Source organism: Streptomyces sp. NPDC051664 (assembly GCF_044453545.1).
GTDB lineage: Bacteria > Actinomycetota > Actinomycetes > Streptomycetales > Streptomycetaceae > Streptomyces.
In genome coordinates, this window is sequence record NZ_JBITCU010000002.1 from 525,726 (window position 1) to 543,641 (window position 17,916).

Genomic DNA, 17,916 nt, shown 5'->3' on the forward strand with positions numbered 1-17,916 from the left:
TAAGTTCTCGGCTGCGTGTAGTCACCCCGCCTTGGCGGGGTCAATCCCATACAGGACCGCCGCGGCCACTGCCTGCTTCACGCCACAATCCTCCTGCTCATCGGCCGGGGCGAGCCACAGTGGTATCAGACGCGACGCGGAAGACGAGGAGTCCATGCGCAGGTAGTGGCAGGCGCCGTTGATGTGCAGCGCGAGAACGTAAACGTCACCGCCGTCAGCCTTGCCGGAGACCACGCGCACGGTGTCCCGGGCGGATACCAGCCGCTTGTCCTTCAGCAAGTCCACAGCGCCCTGCGGAGTATGCGCATATCCTTCGGTAGCTATTTGCCGGTACACATACGCACCGGTGGGCTGCCGCGCGAGCAGCTCGCCCATCTGCGCCGCGAGGCTGCCGGGCTTGCTGTCGGACCGCGAGGCGGGGCAAGTCATCGTGGACTGCTTCACGCTATGTGCGCCGAAACTGAAGGAATAGCGGTAACAGCGGACCGGATAGGCGTCTGCGGCGACGGTCTCTGTGCCGGGTGGCAGCAGCCCCAACATCACCTTTGCCGTGTGGACGTGACCACCGGACTGCCCCTGCCCCGTGCCGACGCTCAGCAGCGCTCCGCCGTGTGCCTCGACCTGGGCGACGAGGGTGCCCTCGGTAAACTGCCCCCCGAAGGTGTGCTCTGGTGACCAAAAGCCCGCATTCAGGTCGCGACGTAGGTCCTGGGCAAGCTCAGCGGCCTGAGCGTCGACGGCGGACGTGTCCGGAGCGGTGATTCTCTGGTAGAGCAAGGTGCCCGCCACTCCCGCGGCCCCGGCAACGAGTGCCGTCACCGTGAACAGCAGGACCCGCAACCCGGCGCTGTGCCCCCGCTGCCCGGAACCGGACCGCCGGTCCTCTCGAGCCTCCACAGCGTGCGTCGTCATGTCTTTTCCCCTGTCGACAGGAAGTTGGGCTTGCGGCCTTATCTCTAGCAGGTCGATCACGGAGGATCGTCTTCCTCTGATTAATCGTCCTGCTACAGGACAGGCAGTCCGTACCAGGGCCTGTCCGGCGGATCTTGTGACTGTGTGGGGGTCGTTTCGTTGGCACGGTCATGGGACGGGGAGATCTCACGAATAAGGAGTGGGTCCGGCTGAAGCCGCACCTGCCGAAGTCAGGTCTGCGCGGCGGCCGGTGGGCCAGTCATCGCAGGATCATCAACGGGATCCTGTACCGACGGCGCACGGGTGTGCCCTGGCGGGATCTGCCTGCGCGTTTCGGTCCGTGGAAGACCGTGCATGAGCGGCACCAGCGCTGGTCGGCGGATGGCACGTGGGACAGGATCTTCCAGGGCCAACCGGGGAGGGGACACCTTCACGTCTCGGTGCGGCGGTGCTTACGGTTTGTGGGTTACCCAGAGCATTTCTGCCGGCCAGCGGTGTGCCCAGTCAGGCGGGTCGGTTTGGTTGTAGCCGTTGGCTGTTCCGGGTTCGGGCCGCGGCTCGATGAGGTCGTCGATGACGAGACCTGCGCCGCGCAGGACCTTGATCCAGTCGCCGTAGGTGAGCTGATAGCTGACCGCGCCCTGGTCTTCGGCGATGGTGTCCAGCCCGAAGTAGTCCTGGTGCAGCCTCGTGGTTACGCGGCTGGCGGCTTCGTCGTAGCAGGCTTCGAACCATGGGCTGGCGACGTTGAACACCAGGCGCCCACCGCGGCGCAGGATGCGTGCGGCCTGCGGGACGGCCAGGTGCGGGGGCGCCCAGCTAAGCCCGCCGTAGTCACAGAAAACCAGGTCGAAGCTGTCGGCGGCGAACGGGAGGTGTTCGGCGGCGCCTTGCACCAGCGGGTAGCGGGCCGCTCCCATCGCGCGAGCTGCCGCGGCGAGCTGGGCTTCGGACAGGTCGAGCCCGACCACGGTGGCGCCCTCAGCGGCGAGCGCCCTGGACCACTGGCCGGCGCCGCAGCCGAGTTCGAGGACGCGCTTGCCGGTGACGTCGCCCAGGGCGTGCAGGTGCGCGTCGGGGATGGCGTAGGTGCCCCACAGCCGGGGCGTTGCGCCGATCTGCGGGTCGTGCTCGTGCTGGTAGGCGCTGCTGATCTGGTTCCAGAACCGCCGGTTGGCAGAAATGCTGTCCACGCGCCGACTCAAGCACTGCCTGCCGGGGGCGGTCAACACGATTGTGCTGCGACCGGGAAGGTTCACCGGTTCACGGGTGTCCTGCCTGGCTGCCGATGCGATTGGGCACGAAGAGGCACGGACCGGCCGTTCCCTACCGACGAGCCGACGGTCTCGGAGCTAGGGGCGGTAGTGGTCGCGCACAGTCGGTGAAGAGTTGTGCACTGCGGTGGAGCTGTAGGTAACCCGGTCGTTCCGCGCCAGTACCCGGCTCGCTTGCTCGATGAGGAGTCCGTCGGCGTTCTCTGTGCGGTTGCGCCGCAGCAGCTTGACGATCAGGGCAACCGCCGTCACACCCATGAGTCCGAACATGATGCCAAGCTCGATCAAGGATCCCCCTCTGTGGCTGCTCAGTTCATTCAGCGTGGGATTACCATGACATGCTCTTCGGGCTTGAGGTATCCAGGGCTGAAAAGCTTGAGGATCTTCTGAGCTCGGCCGGATCGCCATGCGGGGCCGTTCACTACGTGGGGCCAGTTACGACTTCGTCGGCGATTGAGCGCCTGTCTTTGATCGCACCCGTATGCCGACGGCTTACGTCTGAGGACCAAGTGGTTTTGCTGACCGCCCGGGGCTTGACCATCACACCGTGTCAGGGTCTGCACTGGATGGCGGGAGTTCACCATTTCCTTGGGATGCCCCGGGGCACCACCGCAGTGTTGATGGGGCTGCCGCAGCCCATCATCGCTTCCTGACCGAAGAAGACAGGACAACAGTGACGCACTACATCGGCTCCGGCCCGTACTGCTACGCCAACTCCCTGGCCATGGTCCTCGGCCAGTCCACCCCGCCCCCGGCCGTCATCGAGGTACTGACCGGTTCGCCGTTCGGCTTCGAATTGATCGGCGGCACTTTGCCGCTGTTCGACCCCTACGGCTGGGACCCGGATCAGGGTCTGGATGCGGCCATCGCCCTGCTCGGCGCGCGCTGCGCGCGTACCACCGGCGGCACGGCCGAGGAGGCTGAGGAGCAGCTGCGTGAGGCCTCCGCCCGAGGCCCCGTACTGGTCGGTCCCGTCGACATGGGGCTACTGCTCCACCAGCCGGGCACACCCACCGCCGACGGTGGCGACCACTTCGTGGTCGTGCTGGAAGTCGACGGAGGCAAGGTGATCTTCCACGACCCGCACGGTCATCCCTACACGACGCTACCGGTCGCGGACTTCCTCGCAGCGTGGGAGGCGAAGGCGGTCGGCTACGCCGATGCCCCGTACGTGATGCGCGCCGGCTTCGTCCAGGAACGGAAGGTCTCGGCGGAGGACGCGCTGCGGGCGTCGCTGCCCGATGCGGAGCGGTGGCTGGCGGGCCGCCACGACCGGCCGGTGCCGGCGGGGACGCTCGGAGGCGACGCCGGGGTGGAGGCGCTGGCCGCCCTCGTGGAGGGGGGACTTGACGTGCGGATGCGTGGCTTCCTGGAGCACTTCGCGATCCGAGTCGGTGCGCGCCGGCTCGCCGATGCCGCGCACTGCCTGGACTCGCTGGGGCTCCCCGGTGCGGCGTCAATCGCGGCCGGGCAGGCACGGCTGGTCGGCGGTCTCCAACACCCGCTGGTCACGGGCGACGACCGGGCGGTGGCGGACGGACTGCGCCGGTTGGCTCCGACCTACGAGCGGCTGCGGACCGCGCTCGCATCCCGCATTGTTTGAACGGGGCTGGTGCGGAATGTGACGTGACACGGGCCGCACGGGTCTTCGAGTGTGACCAAGAAGTGGGCCCGTGCGGCCTTATCTCATCCTGCCTTCTGTGGTTGATCATGCACATCTCGGCTATTTGGCCGAGGAGTTGACCGCCCCATGGACCGCCCCGCCAGGACTCCGGTCTGCGCGAGCGGCGTCGTGGAGATCGGCGCCGGGCGCCCGGGGCCGGGTTCATCTACGGTCCTGACGTCTGGCCGCTCCATGAACCCCGCGAAGAGCCAGCAGTTCGACAGCCCCCTGAGCCGCGATCACGGAGTCCATCCAGCACGTGACAGCCCGGGCCGCTCGACACCCGCTTTAGGGGCGAGGTGGGGCGAGTTGGGGGCTGACCTGTGGGATGCCGACTTCGGTGTCTGCTGGCTGTGGTCTCCGTCAGTAGCCGCAGTTCCCGTTGAGTCCCGCCTGATCTGACGCGGTTGTGGCACGGGGCACTTCTGATTCCTAGCTCAGAGCAGATCGGTCATCTGAGGTCATCACGGTCGCATCGGAATCTTGGGAGTCGACAGCAGTCATGGCCGATGGCTGTGGTTGCTGTACTTGTCGTTATCGCGTTCGTGACCGACGCTTCTCGCCCCAGCGCTCCGCGGCCCTCACGCCTGTAATGGCAACGGCGGCCGTCACAGCGGAGCCGAGCCAACCCATCGGCTCGTCGCGTGTGATCATGGTCCCGAATCGGAGGGCGAGAGTGAGCAGGATCCAGGATATTGCCCAGTCCTCGACAATCTGCCGATTAGGGCGTCGGTTGCTCATGCGCTGCAGACTAGGGGTTCGTAATGTCGGGTCGCTAGAGCCCCAGTTCGGAAGACGCCATACGTGGATGCCTGTTGACATGCGAGGCCGTTGACCTGCGTAGGAGCTCGCCGCTCGCCCCCGACGCGGCCCCTCCGATCGGTCGCGCCACGGGCGCACCCCTATTGCGCATCCACAAGGAAGCAGTTCCTGGAGCCGGTGGCGGTGGCGGTGAGATCGCACGCGGCCGTATCGGCATCCTCCTGCGTAGGGTGCTGCCGCAGAATCGCCGCTGTCGCACGCGTCCCGGCATCGAAACATGTCGGATTCTGCGCCACGATCATGCTGAGGATCTTCACCTGTGTGGCATCCAAGTCCGACTGCATGGAATTGAGGTCGTCGTCATCGTAGGGCGCCCGTTGCTGTTGCTTCCGGAGCTGGCCGGCCCGTGTCTTGAACTCCTGGTTGGCCTGCTCGCACGTCGCGGACCGCTCCGATGCGCCGTCGTGTCGCGTCGCCCCCGACGGCATAACCGCCTATGGAGAGTGTGATAGCTCCAGCGCTGACCAGCGCGATCATCGAACGCTTCGCTTCATGGCCTGGATCGTATACACGCAGGTGAGGCGACTCACCACCGACTGATGCGCCACGGAACCCAGTGTCGCCGGGCTCACGAGCCGGGGCTGTGACATCAGCTTCGCTGGGAGTTAAGATCCGCTGCCGACCTGCGGGAAGTCCGAACGGGCGGCTTCCAGGGGGTGTGGAGTGGCGGGAGCAGTCAGGGTGCCGCGCGGGCAGGCCCGGTTTGCCTGCGGCGTGCTTGCCGCGTTCGCGCTGGTGACTGTCGCGGCCGGGCTGGCGGCGTGGCACAAGTACCAACTGCTGGCGGGACCGCTGGCGCCAGGGCCGTACGTCGACAACCCATTGGTCGAGGTCGACACGTGGTTCAGGAACCTGATGGGCTGGCGGACGGTGCTGCTCGTCGCGGCCCTGTTCCAGTTCAGTATCTGGCTCGCCAACATGCGCGACGTCGCGGATGTGATCTGGCGCCAGGGACAGCGTCGGCACAGGGCGTGGCTGGTCTTCGGCTGGGTGATACCGCTCGGGCAGCTCTTCATACCCAAGATGTTCATCAACGACCTCTGGGCTGCCAGCCGACCGGAACCGCAGCGTCGTCGCGGACATCCTCTGCTCACGGCATGGTGGCTGTCCGTCCTCGTCGCGGCGAATGCATACAGCGATGGCCCCGACGACCTGAAGAAGGCGGTCACCGCGAGCCAGGCTCGTCACGCCCTGCGGCAGCTGATGGTCAGCGATGGTCTGGACATCTGTGCCGCTGCGCTATCGATCATCGTCGTCCGGCAGCTCATTCGCCGGTTGGGGCGCGCCGCACCGACTGCGACAGCGCCCGCGGAGGTCTTCCGGACGGGCCAAGCAAGATCCTGAGGGTCCCGGGTATTTGCATGCGGTCGGTGGAGTCTCAATGGGCGACGTCAAGCGCCTCCCGGTGCGATCAGTAGCCGAAGAAGTGACACGCCGGGTTCTGGACCTGCGGTCACGTCATCGATCGACGCTGTGACCTTCTGTGGATCGGTCATCTGCCCCACCCTTGTTTCTCCGGCAGAGGGGCGGGAAGATCACTGCGCCGCCGGATCGCGAGGATCACGCGGTTTGGCTGGTGGGGAAGTGCTGTGACACAAATACCGCGTCTGCTGACGGAACCGGACCCGGCGGCGATGCGCAAGCGCATGGTCTTTTTGGTGGCCGTTCTGGTCATTATGATGTCGAGCCTGCTGGTCGAGTGGTACATGGAGCGGGACGTGATCACCGGCAACCAGGGCCCATTCCCTGCGGCGTTGGGGACTGAGGCTCCAGCCGCGCCGTCCCAGGTCTCACGCCAGTCCTATCGCCCTGAAGCGCTCGTCCATGGTCTGTCCATCGTCCCCACTGACTCCGGGGTGCGGGCCCTGAACTTGCGCACGGGCAAGGAGTACTGGCGCTACGAGCGGCGTGACGAGGGCGCCGACATGCCCTCGGACGAGGTGTCGGCCGCCACGGTGGTGGCCTGGTTCGATGACGGCAAGCTGGTGGGCATCGACCTGCGTACGGGGAACGTGCGGTGGCGTACGGAATTCTCACGCGGCGGCTTCCAGGACATTCACATGGGCGCGGGGCAGGTCGTCGCGCAGACCCCGGGTGGTGTTGCCGCCTTCTCGGAGCGCAGCGGGAAGAAGCTGTGGACGCTCCGACTTCCCCGTTCCTGCAAGTACCCCTGGGCCGTACACGACCTGCCGAATCATCTGACCGCGGTCGAACTGAGCTGCCAGTCTTCGGACCACCAGAACGGCGTGGTGGTCGGAGTCGACAACCGTACGGGCGCCGAGCTATGGAAGCGCACTGTCCGGCAAGATCTCTACAAGACCGACAATCACACCCTGGTCGCAGTCTCCCCGATCACCACCAGCGAGCTGCGCGAAATGGCCCGCGTCCAAGTACTGGACGTCGACAGGAAGGGCGCCAGACTGCGGGCCGAATTCTCCAGCGACTCCTGGGCCCCGGACGACGCAGGGGACGGCATCATCATCTCCGGCGGGAACCCCGAATCGCCGGGAAGCGCCGGCGCCTCCGTCCTGACGGGCTACGACACGCAGGTCGGCAAGCGTGCCTGGGAGCGCCGGGCTCTGGCGGGCCATTCGTTCGGCTTCGCCAAGTTGGCCGACGGCCGGGTCTACGTCGTCCAGAACTCGACGATCTCCGAAGGGGACGAGAGCCGGGTCCTCCATGCCGATCTGCTCGTCCTGGACGCCCACAGCGGAGACCTGCTCCACAGGCTGCGGTTGCCGGACATGACAGTGCCGCGCGGCTTCGTCGGGACTGGCCTCACGGTCCGGGATGCCGGTGACGGCGTGATCAGAGTCGGGTGGCCCGAGGCGCTGCACGACGAATTGTTCGTGACCTGAACGGCCCGAGCCGCGGTCGTGCCGAACTGAGAGGCGACGGCAAACACCTTCGGCTCTACGACTTCCTGACCCGCACCGAAGAGCTCATCGACCTCGGCGCTGAAGGGACGAGGGATGCCGCCGGCGGCCACGCAGGCGGCGACGCCGGACTGATGGACGCCTTCGTCGCCGCCGTCGCCACCGGAAACCCGGACCTGGTGAAGTCCGGCCCGCAAGAATCCCTCACCAGCCACCTGACCGTACTGGCCGCCGAACGTGCCAGGCGCAACAACACCGTCGAGACCGTACGACCGTCGGACATGGCGAACTGACGAGCAGGACACGTCCTCGGCTGCTGCCATTCCCACACTGAACCATTCCGGGTTCGATAGGGACTCGATATTTCTCTTCACGCCGAACACGACGCTCAGCACCTACGACCCGTCAAGAATGGTCTTATGACGACCGCTTCGCAGGCCCGCTCGTTCGACTTGGCTGCCGCCGGCTACGCTGCGAACCGCCCTTCATACCCGCCCGCCTTGCTCGACGCGGTCGAGGAACTCACCGGATGCCCCTTGAAGGGTGCCCGTGTCGCGGACGTCGGGGCGGGCACCGGACTGGCGACGACGCTCCTCCGCGCCCGCGGTGCGAACGTCATCGCAGTCGAGCCCGGCCCCGGAATGGCCTCGCAGTTCCGCCTCAGCCTGCCCGAAGTCCCGCTCGTGATCGGTGACGGTAACAACCTGCCGCTGGCCTCCGGCTCCATCGACATCCTCACGTATGCCCAGGCCTGGCACTGGACCGATCAGCGCAAGTCCGTCCCGGAAGCTCTCCGAGTCCTGCGCACCGGTGGTGCACTCGCCCTCTGGTGGAACGACTCAGACAGCACTGTCCCGTGGATTGCCGACCAGGACGCCCGCCTCCGTCGCCTCTTCGGTGCCGACGACAGCGCCCCCGACCCCATGGCTCGATTCCGCGGACTGCCATCCGAGCTCGGCTTCGTCGACCGGCACGTGCCGTGGACCCGGAGCGTTCCTCTCGATATGCATCTCGCCAACCTCGCCAGCTACTCCGACTTCCTCGTTCTCGGCAAGGAGGCGACCAGCACGTTCCTTGTCCAGGAACGCGGCCTCCTCGCCGAGGTCTTCCCGAACGGGACGGTCGAGGAGCATTACGTGGTCAGCTTGGCCGTTGCCACCCGTCGACGCAGCACGGCGACAGGCTGACGGCCTTGCACTTGTGGCGATACCCGCTGACCGCCGCCGGGGTCGCTCTCCCCCCGCGACGTGATGGAGATTCTCGGGCACAGCCAAATCGCCGTCACGATGAGCGTCTACGCCCACGTCGTCCAGGAGACACAGCATGAGGCCTGAGCCACCTGGACCGCATGCCGAAGCGGGTCCCGGCCGTGAGTGACCGCCCTGGTTGATGTCAAAAGTAAATGGAAGGCCCCCAACCATGATCGGTTGGGGGCCTTCGGCCTGGTGGGCGCGGACGGTTTCGAACCGCCGGCATCTGCTTTGCAAGACCGGCACCGACCGCGGGACGGTCTTGGCGACAGCCGTAGCCGTACATGAGCCCAGCGTGTCGGCGGGTGTCCGTACCGCCTCGCACCCCAAGTGATCGTGACTGACTGCTCGATCTGGCACGCGCCGCGCGCCGAGGATCCGACTCGGGCCGGAACTCCGCGCATCGTGCCGACCGGTCCGACCTGCCGCCTGACGCGGGGATCGGATGCGGAGTGCCTCCGCAGCAGCGCACACGCGTGAGTCGGGTCACTTTCGGTCAATCGTTGCGCATGGCTTTCACCTTCCGGGGAAGAGGACCAGATCGCTGGGATATGCCCCGTATCAGACAGACCAGCTCAAGAAGGGCAAGGCTCGACGTGTCGGCACAGAAGACCATCCATGTGGGCGGAGAGTGGCGAGAAGCCGCCTCCGGCGCCACGCGCGAGATTCTCGACCCCGTCGACGCGACGGCGTTCGCCGTCGTCGCGGAGGGTGGCGTCGCGGACACGGACGCCGCCGTCGCCGCAGCCAGGGCGGCCTTCGACAAGGGGCCCTGGCCGCACACGCCCGTCGCGGAGCGGGCCGCACTGCTCAGGCGGGTGGCCGACCTGCTGGAGCGCGACCGGGAGAAGATCGGCGCTCTGGAGTGCCGGGACGCCGGCAAGACGCTCGAAGAGGGACGCGTCGACGTGGACTGCGTGCGCGACGCCTTCCGCTACTTCGCCGACCTCGTCATGAACGAGAGCGGTGGACGCGTCGTCGACGCCGGATCCGACGAGATTCACAGCGTCGTCGTGCACGAGCCCGTCGGAGTCTGCGGACTCATCACGCCGTGGAACTACCCGCTGCTCCAAGCCAGTTGGAAGATCGCGCCGGCACTCGCCGCAGGCAACACCTTTGTGATCAAGCCCAGTGAGATCACGCCGCTGACCACCGTTGCCCTCGTCGCGTTGCTCGTCGAGGCCGGACTGCCCGCAGGTGTGGCCAACATCGTCACCGGTGCCGGTGCCACCGTCGGTGCCCGGATCGCCGACCACCCCGACGTCGATCTCGTCTCCTTCACCGGCGGACTCGCCAGCGGTACGAAGGTGATGCGGGCCGCCGCGGGCACCGTCAAGAAGGTCGCGCTCGAACTCGGCGGCAAGAACCCCAACGTGGTGTTCGCGGACGCGTGCGCCACCGACGAGGGATTCGACACCGCCGTCGACCAGGCACTGAACGCAGCCTTCATCCACAGCGGGCAGGTCTGCTCCGCCGGTTCCCGGCTGATCATCGAGGAGTCGGTCCGCGACCGCTTCGTCACCGAGCTCGCCGGGCGCGCCGCGAGGATCCGTATCGGCCGCGGCACCGACGACGGTGTCGAATGCGGTCCGCTCGTCTCCGAACAGCAGCTCGCCAGGACCGAGGAGTTCGTGGCCTCCGCGCTGAAGGAAGGTGCGGTGCTGCGGGCCGGTGGCGAGCGTCCCGAAGGCCCCGGGTACTTCTATCGGCCCACGGTCCTGGACCACTGCGACCGATCCATGCGCGTCGTGCGCGAGGAGATCTTCGGGCCGGTCCTGACCGTCGAGACCTTCCGTACAGAGGACGAAGCCGTCGCCCTTGCCAACGACACCGAGTACGGACTCGCCGGCGCCGTGTGGACTGCGGACGCGGGCCGCGGACGCCGGGTCGCGGGCCGGCTGCGCCACGGCACCGTCTGGATCAACGACTTCCACCCCTACCTGCCGCAGGCGGAGTGGGGCGGCTTCGGGAAGTCCGGCATCGGCCGGGAGCTGGGCCCGACGGGCCTGGCCGAGTACCGCGAGGCCAAGCACATCTACCAGAACCTCGCCCCGCGCCCCGTGCGCTGGTTCGCGGGCTGAACGGGAGCAGAGGTGGAGCACATGACCGACTACGACTACGTCATCGTCGGGGGCGGCACCGCAGGTTCGGTGATCGCCTCCCGGCTCACCGAGAACCCGGACATCACCGTTGCCCTCATCGAGGGTGGACCGAGCGACGTGGGTCGGGACGACGTCCTGACCCTGCGCCGCTGGATGGGCCTCCTCGGCGGTGAGCTGGACTACGACTACCCCACCACCGAGCAGCCCCGCGGCAACTCGAACATCCGCCACAGCCGGGCCCGGGTCCTCGGCGGCTGTTCGTCCCACAACACCCTCATCGCCTTCAAGCCGCTGCCGTCCGACTGGGACGAGTGGGCCGAGGCGGGCGCGGCCGGCTGGGACGCGGCGTCGATGGACCCGTACTTCCACAAGCTGCGCAACAACATCGTCCCCGTCGACGAGGCCGACCGGAACGCCATCGCCCGCGACTTCGTCGACGCGGCGCAGACCACACTCGGGGTGCCGCGCGTCGAGGGCTTCAACAAGGAGGCCTTCCGGGACGGCGTCGGCTTCTTCGACCTCGCCTACCATCCCGAGAACAACAAGCGTTCCTCGGCGTCGGTGGCGTATCTGCACCCCTTCCTCGACCGCCCGAACCTCCACATCGCCCTGGAGACCTGGGCGTTCCGGCTGGAGCTCGAAGGAACGCGTGCGACCGGCGTGCACGTGCGGACCAAGGACGGTGCGGAGCGGCTCGTGCGGGCGCGGCGAGAAGTGGTGGTGTGTGCCGGTGCGGTGGACACCCCGCGGCTGCTGATGCACTCCGGCATCGGGCACCGCGAGGAGCTGGAGAAGCTCGGCATCCCCGTGGTGCACGACCTGCCGGGTGTCGGTGAGAACCTGCTCGACCATCCCGAGTCCGTCATCGTCTGGGAGACGCACGGCCCGATTCCCGAGAACTCAGCGATGGACAGCGACGCCGGGCTGTTCGTACGGCGGGATCCGAACAGCCAGGGTCCCGACCTGATGTTCCACTTCTACCAGATCCCGTTCACCGACAACCCCGAGCGCCTCGGCTATGAGCGGCCCGCGCACGGCGTGTCGATGACGCCGAACATCCCGAAGCCGAAGAGCCGCGGACGGCTGTACCTGACCAGCCCCGACCCCGAGGTCAAACCCGCACTCGACTTCCGGTACTTCACCGACGAGGACGACTACGACGGCCGCACGCTCGTCGACGGGATCAGGATCGCCCGCGAGATCGCGGCGCAGGAACCGCTGGCCGGCTGGCTGAAGCGCGAGGTCTGCCCGGGGCCCGAGATCACCTCCGACGAGGACATCAGCGAGTACGCGCGCAAGGTCGCGCACACCGTCTACCACCCGGCCGGAACCTGCCGCATGGGCGCGGCCGACGACGAACTCGCCGTCGTCGAACCCGACCTGACGATCCGGGGCCTCGATGGCATCCGGATAGCCGACGCGTCCGTCTTCCCGACGATGACGACCGTCAACCCGATGATCGGCGTGCTGATGGTCGGGGAGAAATGCGCAGATCTGCTCGGTGCCACTACTGGGGGTCATGCCTGATGAACACGCCGCCGCACGTTTTCTCCGTACGCGACCTGTGGAAGGTGTTCGGTCCCAAGGCCGACCGCGTCCCCGGTGATGCCGAACTCGGTGCGCTCACCCCGGCCGAGCTGCGCGAGCGCACCGGCTGCACCGCAGCCGTGCGCGACGTCTCGTTCGACGTCCGCAAGGGCGAGGTGTTCGTCGTCATGGGCCTGTCCGGGTCCGGCAAGTCCACGCTCGTGCGCTGCCTCACCCGGCTCATCGAGCCGACGTCCGGTGAGATCACCATCGACGGCGAGGACGTGCTGTCGATGGACGCCGGCCGGCTGCGCGAACTACGCCGCCACCGCGCCGCCATGGTCTTCCAGCACTTCGGCCTGCTGCCGCATCGCTCGGTCATCGACAACGTGGCCTACGGGCTCGAGATCCAGGGCATAGGCCGCGCGAAGCGGCGCGAGCGGGCAGCCGAGTTCATCGCCAAGGTCGGCCTCGACGGCATGGAGAACCGCCGTCCCGGACAGCTCTCCGGCGGTCAGCAGCAGCGGGTCGGACTTGCGCGTGCGCTCGCAGTCGACCCCGAAGTGCTGCTGTTCGACGAGCCGTTCAGCGCGCTCGACCCGCTGATCCGCCGCGACATGCAGGAGGAAGTCGTACGCCTGCACCGCGAGGAAGGTCGCACGATGGTCTTCATCACCCATGACCTGAACGAGGCGCTCAAGCTCGGCGACCGCATCGCGCTCATGCGCGACGGACAGATCGTGCAGCTGGGCACTCCGGAGGAGATCGTGGGGACGCCGGCCGACGACTACGTACGGGACTTCGTGCGCGACGTGCCGCGTGAGCAGGTCGTGACGGTGCAGACAGCCATGCGCCCCGCCGACGGAGAGGAGAGCATCTCGGGCCCGGCGCTTGCACCCGGTACCACGGTCTCCGATGCGATCGAGGCGGTCGTCCGCACCGGCAAGACGGCACGCGTGGTCGACGACGGCCGCTGCCTGGGCGTGGTCGATCACGCCTGCCTGCTCGGCGTCGTAGCCGGGATACCGGCCGTGAAGGAGGCCGCGTGATGCATGTGAGTACCTGCCCGGCTCCGCCGGGCCGTACGTCAGCCGGCCCGTCCGCACCGGAATGCCGGGCCGCCGCGCGGGCCTCCCGGCCCACGAGCGGGGGGTGGCCGCGATGACCGCCACTGTCACCACTCCGCGCACCACCGGGCTGGACGCCTCCACGCCGGCCTCCTCCTTCGCGCGGCACCGCACCGGCGTCGTGCTGGTCGGGGCTCTCGCACTGCTGATACTCGGCGCCTTCCTCATCGGCGGCGGGACATGGCCCGGGAGCCTGACCGTCGATCTGACCGGTCCTCTCGGGCACGTCAGCGACTGGATCATCGACAACCGCGACACCCACCCGCTGTTCCTCTACTTCTTCGGGCACATCAGCAACGCCGTCGTGCTGTCCGTACGCGGCGTCTACCTGGTCCTGCTCGCCGCCGGCTGGGCCGGTGTCACGGTCGCCGCCGGTCTGATCGCCTGGCGGGTCGCCGGCGTCCGGCTCGCAGTCACCGCCGTCGCCGCGTTCATCCTCTGCGCACTGCTCGGCATGTGGGTGCCCACGATGCAGACCCTCGCGCTGATGGTCGTCGCCGTCCTGGCCTCCGTGATCCTCGGAGCACTGCTCGGCCTGGCCGCCGGTCTGTCCGACCGGGTCTTCCGCTCTCTGCGCCCGGTACTCGACACCATGCAGGTCATGCCGGCCTTCGCGTACCTGCTGCCGGTGGTGCTGGTCTTCGGCATCGGTGTGCCTGCCGCCGTCCTGGCGACCGTCATCTACGCGGCACCTCCGATGGCCCGGCTGACCGCGCTCGGACTGCGCGACGCCGACGCCGGAGTCATGGAGGCCGCGGCCTCGCTCGGCGCGACGGGACGGCAGCGGCTCCTCACCGCCCGGCTTCCGCTCGCCCGCAAGGAACTGCTGCTCGGCCTCAACCAGACGATCATGATGGCCCTGTCGATGGCCGTCATCGCCTCCGTGATCGGCGCGGGCGGCCTCGGTGACCGCGTCTACCAGGCCCTCGCCTCCGTCGACGTCGGCGCCGCGCTCGCCGCCGGTATTCCGATCGTGCTGCTCGCCGTCGTCCTCGACCGGGTCACCGCCGCGGCCGGCAACCGCATCGGCACCACCGCCCCGCAGACCGGGCCCGCCTGGTCCGGCTGGGCCGTCGTGGCGGCCGGCACTGTCGGTGCCGCCGTCGTGGCACGGCTCGCCTCCAAGCCGACCTGGCCCGATGCCTGGACCGTCGGCATCGCCGAGCCGGTCAATGAGGCCGTCGGCTGGATGACCGACCACCTCTACTCCGGCGTGCCGGTCATCGGCGGCACGGCGGACTGGGCCGCCCACTTCACCACCTGGATCCTCGATCCGGTACGCGACGGGCTCCAGTGGCTGCCCTGGTGGGCACTGCTCCTGCTGGTCGCCGTACTCGCCATGGTGATCGGCACATGGCGCACCACACTGACCGCCGTCCTCGCGATGGCCGCGATCGGCGTGCTCGGCGTCTGGGACCCGGCGCTCAACACGCTCTCCCAGGTGCTGGCGGGCGTTGCCGTCACCCTCGTGATCGGTTTCGCCGTCGGTATCGCCGCCTCCCGGAGCGAGCGGGTGGAACGCCTGCTGCGTCCGGTGCTCGACGTGTTCCAGACGATGCCGCAGTTCGTCTACCTCATCCCTGTGGTCGCGCTGTTCGGCGTCGGCCGCGCACCGGCGGTGGCCGCCGCCGTCATCTACGCGCTGCCCGCCGTCGTCCGCATCACCACGCAGGGAATGAACAGCGTCGACCCCGTCGTCATGGAGTCCTCGCGTTCGCTCGGTGCCACCGGGATCCAGCAGCTGCGCAAGGTCCAGCTGCCGTTGGCCCGCCCGGCACTGCTGCTCGCAGTCAACCAGGGAGTCGTCCTCGTACTCGCCGTCGTCGTCATCGGCGGACTCGTCGGCGGAGGTGCTCTCGGCTACGACGTCGTGTTCGGTCTCGCCCAGGGCGACCTCGCGACCGGTCTGGTCGCAGGTGCCGCGATCGTCTGCCTCGGCCTGATGCTCGACCGTGTCACGCAGCCGACACAGCGCCGCACCGAGAAGGGGGCCTGACATGGCTCGTCCGCGCACACCTCTGATCGCGCTCGTCTGCGCCGCCGGTCTCGTCGCCGTTGCAGGCTGCGGGGCGGCGGACATGACGCGCCAGCCCTCTCCGTTCGCCAACGCGCAGGGCGCCAAGACCGTGACGCTCTCGGTCCAGTCGTGGGTCGGCGCCCAGGCGAACACCGCCGTGGCCGAATACCTTCTCGAACACGAGCTGGGCTATCGCGTCGACACCGTTCAGATCGACGAGGTGCCCGCCTGGGACGCACTCAGCCAAGGCCGGGTGGACGCCATCCTGGAGGACTGGGGCCATCCGGATCAGGAGGCCCGGTACGTCAAGGACAAGAAGACGATCACGCCCGGCGGGGACCTCGGGGTCACCGGCCACATCGGCTGGTACGTCCCCACGTACTTCGCCAAGGCGCACCCCGACGTCACCGACTGGAAGAACCTCAACAAGTACGCCGACCAGTTCCGCACCGCTGAGAGCGGCGGCAAGGGCCAGTTGCTGGACGGCTCTCCGTCGTACGTCACCAACGACAAGGCGCTCGTGAAGAACCTCGGCCTGGACTATCAGGTCGTGTTCTCGGGCTCCGAGGCGGCGCAGATCACCCAGATCAAGCAGTTCGACAAGGAGAAGAAGCCGTTCCTCACCTACTGGTACAAGCCGCAGTGGCTGTTCGAGAAGGTACCGATGACGGAGATCGAACTGCCTCCGTACAAGGATGGCTGCGACGCCGACGCGGAGAAGGTCGAGTGCGCCTATCCGCACACGCCGCTGAAGAAGTACCTCAACGCGCGCTTCGCCGGCAACGGCGGCAAGGCGGCTCAGTTCCTCAAGAACTTCTCCTGGGGCACCGAGGAGCAGAACGAGGTGGCTCTGATGATCGCCGATCAGAAGCTTTCACCTCAGGAGGCGGCAAAGAAGTGGGTCGACAAGAACGAGTCGACGTGGCGCGCCTGGCTGCCCAAGTGATGTCTATGGGCAGACCGGCAGTCTCCGCGACCGGAGGCACTTTTGAGCGTCACGAGGTCTGCGCGGTCTCCGATCCGCGGTCTGCTTCGGGCCTGAGCCGGGGTAGTTGGCGCAGGGCGAGCATGCCGCCGATGCCGGGCAGCAACGCCACGACGATGGCGGAGTGATCGCCAGAGGGCGCGAACCCTGAGTCCGGGCCACCTGACGGCCACGTGTCGCAGCAGCTCCAGACCAAGATCACCGAACTGGCTGCGTGCTCTGCCCTCTGCGTTACAGGAGGCAGACGTCCGGCAGCAGTGGCAGGTGGAGGTCGATCACGCCGTCACACGTGTCCGGCTTCTGGGGCGCTGAGGGCTTCGGCGTGGGAGATGGCGGCGTAGTGGCGGGGGAAGCGCCCGGGCCGGGTGCGGTGGTCCCGGGCGGGCCGGGTGCCGTCGTCCGGTCCGGGGCCGGGGTGCCTCCGGTGGGCGGCTCGGTCCGGTCCTCGCCGCCGGAGGCGGGCGTGCTGCTGCTCCCAGGGGTGGGCTCCCCCTCGAGGGGGGCCACCGATCCAGGGCCGGAGAACGCCCGCGCGTTGCTGTCGTCATAGGTGACGCCTGCGTCGTCTCCCTCTTCGGCGGGGCTGTGCTCCGTATCCTGACCATCCCCCTTCTTGTCCTGGCGGGCGTCCGGGATGGCGCCCGAGGCAGTGGCGGGCGGCGCGGCGGTGGCTGTTTGGGGTGTGCTCCCGCCCGACGGCAGGGCAATCGCGCCGACGATGGCGACGGTGGCGGCTGTCACCGTGATGGTGGCCGTGCGATGTCCCCTCCAGGCACACCGGGCTCGGTCACTGAAGGAGGCGAGAAGGGCGGCTGCACCGCCGTTGCGGCGGACCGGCTCCTGCGGGGTGTCAGAGGCAGCTACAACGGACGTTCGGCCAAGCGGCATTGCTGCAATCCTGTGTGCGGCTACCTTTGCGCGCAGCGGGGTGATGGTCTCTCGACTTCTCTGGTGCGCCCAGTGGAGGAGGAATACCGCCAGGGCGACGGCCCCCAAAATTCCGGCCAGTACGACATCTGCCACGGCTGCCCCCAAGACACTGATTTGTGACCTTGGGTACATGTTTGTGCTCCCAGGGTAACTTTTTTGGGCATATTCGAATCCGTGACCCGACCGTGACGGGACCACAGCGACCTGCGCGTCGAGCAGGCCGGCGCCCACCGCGACGAACTGCGTCGACGACGGATCCTGCCCGTCATCTCCGCAAGGCATCACCGAACATCAAGGCCGTGGTGCTCGGCTTCGACCAGAACCTTCACAGGACCTGACGCGAGGCCGAGTCCGGCGCAGACCCCGGATCGGCGTCGGCTGCGTACCGGGCGATCGACTTCGAGGAACGTGACGCCTTCGAGGCGCGCTGC

15 protein-coding genes and 1 pseudogene are annotated in these 17,916 nt (G+C 67.9%); 11 read left to right on the forward strand and 5 right to left on the reverse strand.

Translation table 11 applies throughout. The features are described from left to right. Positions 1–21 precede the first annotated feature (21 nt). Positions 22–972 (reverse strand): hypothetical protein, encoded by a 951-nt coding sequence (locus tag ACIA8E_RS05660; protein WP_399294868.1) that lies wholly within the window; start codon positions 970–972, stop codon positions 22–24. 110 nt (positions 973–1,082) lie between these two features. Here ACIA8E_RS05660 and ACIA8E_RS05665 point away from each other — a divergent pair. Then, positions 1,083–1,316, forward strand: a pseudogene (locus tag ACIA8E_RS05665) (transposase); the annotation flags it as partial. A 48-nt stretch (positions 1,317–1,364) separates the two neighbouring features. Here ACIA8E_RS05665 and ACIA8E_RS05670 read toward each other — a convergent pair. Continuing rightward, a complete protein-coding gene (locus ACIA8E_RS05670) occupies positions 1,365–2,105 on the reverse strand; it encodes a class I SAM-dependent methyltransferase (RefSeq protein WP_399294870.1) in 741 nt (246 codons plus the stop codon). Positions 2,106–2,264: 159 nt separating this feature from the next. Next, a complete protein-coding gene (locus ACIA8E_RS05675; protein ID WP_399294872.1) occupies positions 2,265–2,474 on the reverse strand; it encodes a hypothetical protein in 210 nt (69 codons plus the stop codon). Between the two features lie 385 nt (positions 2,475–2,859). Between ACIA8E_RS05675 and ACIA8E_RS05680 the strand changes: the two genes are divergently transcribed. Continuing rightward, positions 2,860–3,789, forward strand: a complete 930-nt coding sequence (locus ACIA8E_RS05680) for a hypothetical protein (protein WP_399294874.1) — start codon at positions 2,860–2,862, stop codon at positions 3,787–3,789. Between the two features lie 962 nt (positions 3,790–4,751). On the opposite strand, the gene ACIA8E_RS05685 is transcribed toward ACIA8E_RS05680, so the two are convergent. Then, the gene (locus ACIA8E_RS05685; RefSeq protein ID WP_399294876.1) at positions 4,752–5,099 is read right to left on the reverse strand and encodes a hypothetical protein; all 348 of its coding nucleotides are present in this window, start codon (positions 5,097–5,099) and stop codon (positions 4,752–4,754) included. Positions 5,100–5,352: 253 nt separating this feature from the next. On the opposite strand from ACIA8E_RS05685, the gene ACIA8E_RS05690 reads away from it, so the two are divergent. The 9 genes from ACIA8E_RS05690 to ACIA8E_RS05730 all read left to right on the forward strand — a co-directional run bounded on the left by ACIA8E_RS05690 (position 5,353) and on the right by ACIA8E_RS05730 (position 16,516). Continuing rightward, positions 5,353–6,015, forward strand: coding sequence for a DUF4328 domain-containing protein (locus ACIA8E_RS05690; protein ID WP_399294878.1), 663 nt, complete (start codon positions 5,353–5,355; stop codon positions 6,013–6,015). Positions 6,016–6,260: 245 nt separating this feature from the next. Continuing rightward, positions 6,261–7,529: a PQQ-binding-like beta-propeller repeat protein gene (locus tag ACIA8E_RS05695; RefSeq protein WP_399294880.1), complete on the forward strand. Its 1,269-nt coding sequence runs from the start codon at positions 6,261–6,263 to the stop codon at positions 7,527–7,529. Next, positions 7,490–7,840: a hypothetical protein gene (locus ACIA8E_RS05700; RefSeq protein ID WP_399294882.1), complete on the forward strand. Its 351-nt coding sequence runs from the start codon at positions 7,490–7,492 to the stop codon at positions 7,838–7,840. Before ACIA8E_RS05695 ends, ACIA8E_RS05700 begins: the two co-directional genes overlap by 40 nt. A 126-nt stretch (positions 7,841–7,966) precedes the next feature. Beyond that, the gene (locus ACIA8E_RS05705; RefSeq protein ID WP_399294884.1) at positions 7,967–8,734 is read left to right on the forward strand and encodes a methyltransferase domain-containing protein; all 768 of its coding nucleotides are present in this window, start codon (positions 7,967–7,969) and stop codon (positions 8,732–8,734) included. Between the two features lie 614 nt (positions 8,735–9,348). Continuing rightward, complete coding sequence (locus ACIA8E_RS05710; protein WP_399294886.1) at positions 9,349–10,878, forward strand: aldehyde dehydrogenase family protein; 1,530 nt, start codon at positions 9,349–9,351, stop codon at positions 10,876–10,878. 21 nt (positions 10,879–10,899) lie between these two features. Further along, positions 10,900–12,426 (forward strand): GMC family oxidoreductase, encoded by a 1,527-nt coding sequence (locus ACIA8E_RS05715; protein ID WP_399294888.1) that lies wholly within the window; start codon positions 10,900–10,902, stop codon positions 12,424–12,426. After that, positions 12,426–13,475, forward strand: coding sequence for a glycine betaine/L-proline ABC transporter ATP-binding protein (locus tag ACIA8E_RS05720; RefSeq protein ID WP_399294890.1), 1,050 nt, complete (start codon positions 12,426–12,428; stop codon positions 13,473–13,475). Before ACIA8E_RS05715 ends, ACIA8E_RS05720 begins: the two co-directional genes overlap by 1 nt. A gap of 112 nt (positions 13,476–13,587) precedes the next feature. Continuing rightward, positions 13,588–15,549, forward strand: coding sequence for an ABC transporter permease (locus ACIA8E_RS05725; protein ID WP_399294892.1), 1,962 nt, complete (start codon positions 13,588–13,590; stop codon positions 15,547–15,549). 1 nt (position 15,550) lies between these two features. Further along, a complete protein-coding gene (locus ACIA8E_RS05730; protein ID WP_399294894.1) occupies positions 15,551–16,516 on the forward strand; it encodes an ABC transporter substrate-binding protein in 966 nt (321 codons plus the stop codon). A gap of 270 nt (positions 16,517–16,786) precedes the next feature. On the opposite strand, the gene ACIA8E_RS05735 is transcribed toward ACIA8E_RS05730, so the two are convergent. Beyond that, complete coding sequence (locus ACIA8E_RS05735) at positions 16,787–17,296, reverse strand: hypothetical protein (RefSeq protein ID WP_399294896.1); 510 nt, start codon at positions 17,294–17,296, stop codon at positions 16,787–16,789. Between the last annotated feature and the right edge of the window lie 620 nt (positions 17,297–17,916).

Excerpts from the sequence above, each read along its gene's own strand:
- ACIA8E_RS05685 (WP_399294876.1), bottom strand. The coding sequence starts at position 5,099 with ATGCCGTCGGGGGCGACGCGACACGACGGCGCATCGGAGCGGTCCGCG.
- ACIA8E_RS05705 (WP_399294884.1), top strand. The coding sequence starts at position 7,967 with ATGACGACCGCTTCGCAGGCCCGCTCGTTCGACTTGGCTGCCGCCGGC.
- ACIA8E_RS05710 (WP_399294886.1), top strand. The coding sequence starts at position 9,349 with ATGCCCCGTATCAGACAGACCAGCTCAAGAAGGGCAAGGCTCGACGTG.
- ACIA8E_RS05715 (WP_399294888.1), top strand. The coding sequence starts at position 10,900 with ATGACCGACTACGACTACGTCATCGTCGGGGGCGGCACCGCAGGTTCG.
- ACIA8E_RS05720 (WP_399294890.1), top strand. The coding sequence starts at position 12,426 with ATGAACACGCCGCCGCACGTTTTCTCCGTACGCGACCTGTGGAAGGTG.
- ACIA8E_RS05725 (WP_399294892.1), top strand. The coding sequence starts at position 13,588 with ATGACCGCCACTGTCACCACTCCGCGCACCACCGGGCTGGACGCCTCC.
- ACIA8E_RS05730 (WP_399294894.1), top strand. The coding sequence starts at position 15,551 with ATGGCTCGTCCGCGCACACCTCTGATCGCGCTCGTCTGCGCCGCCGGT.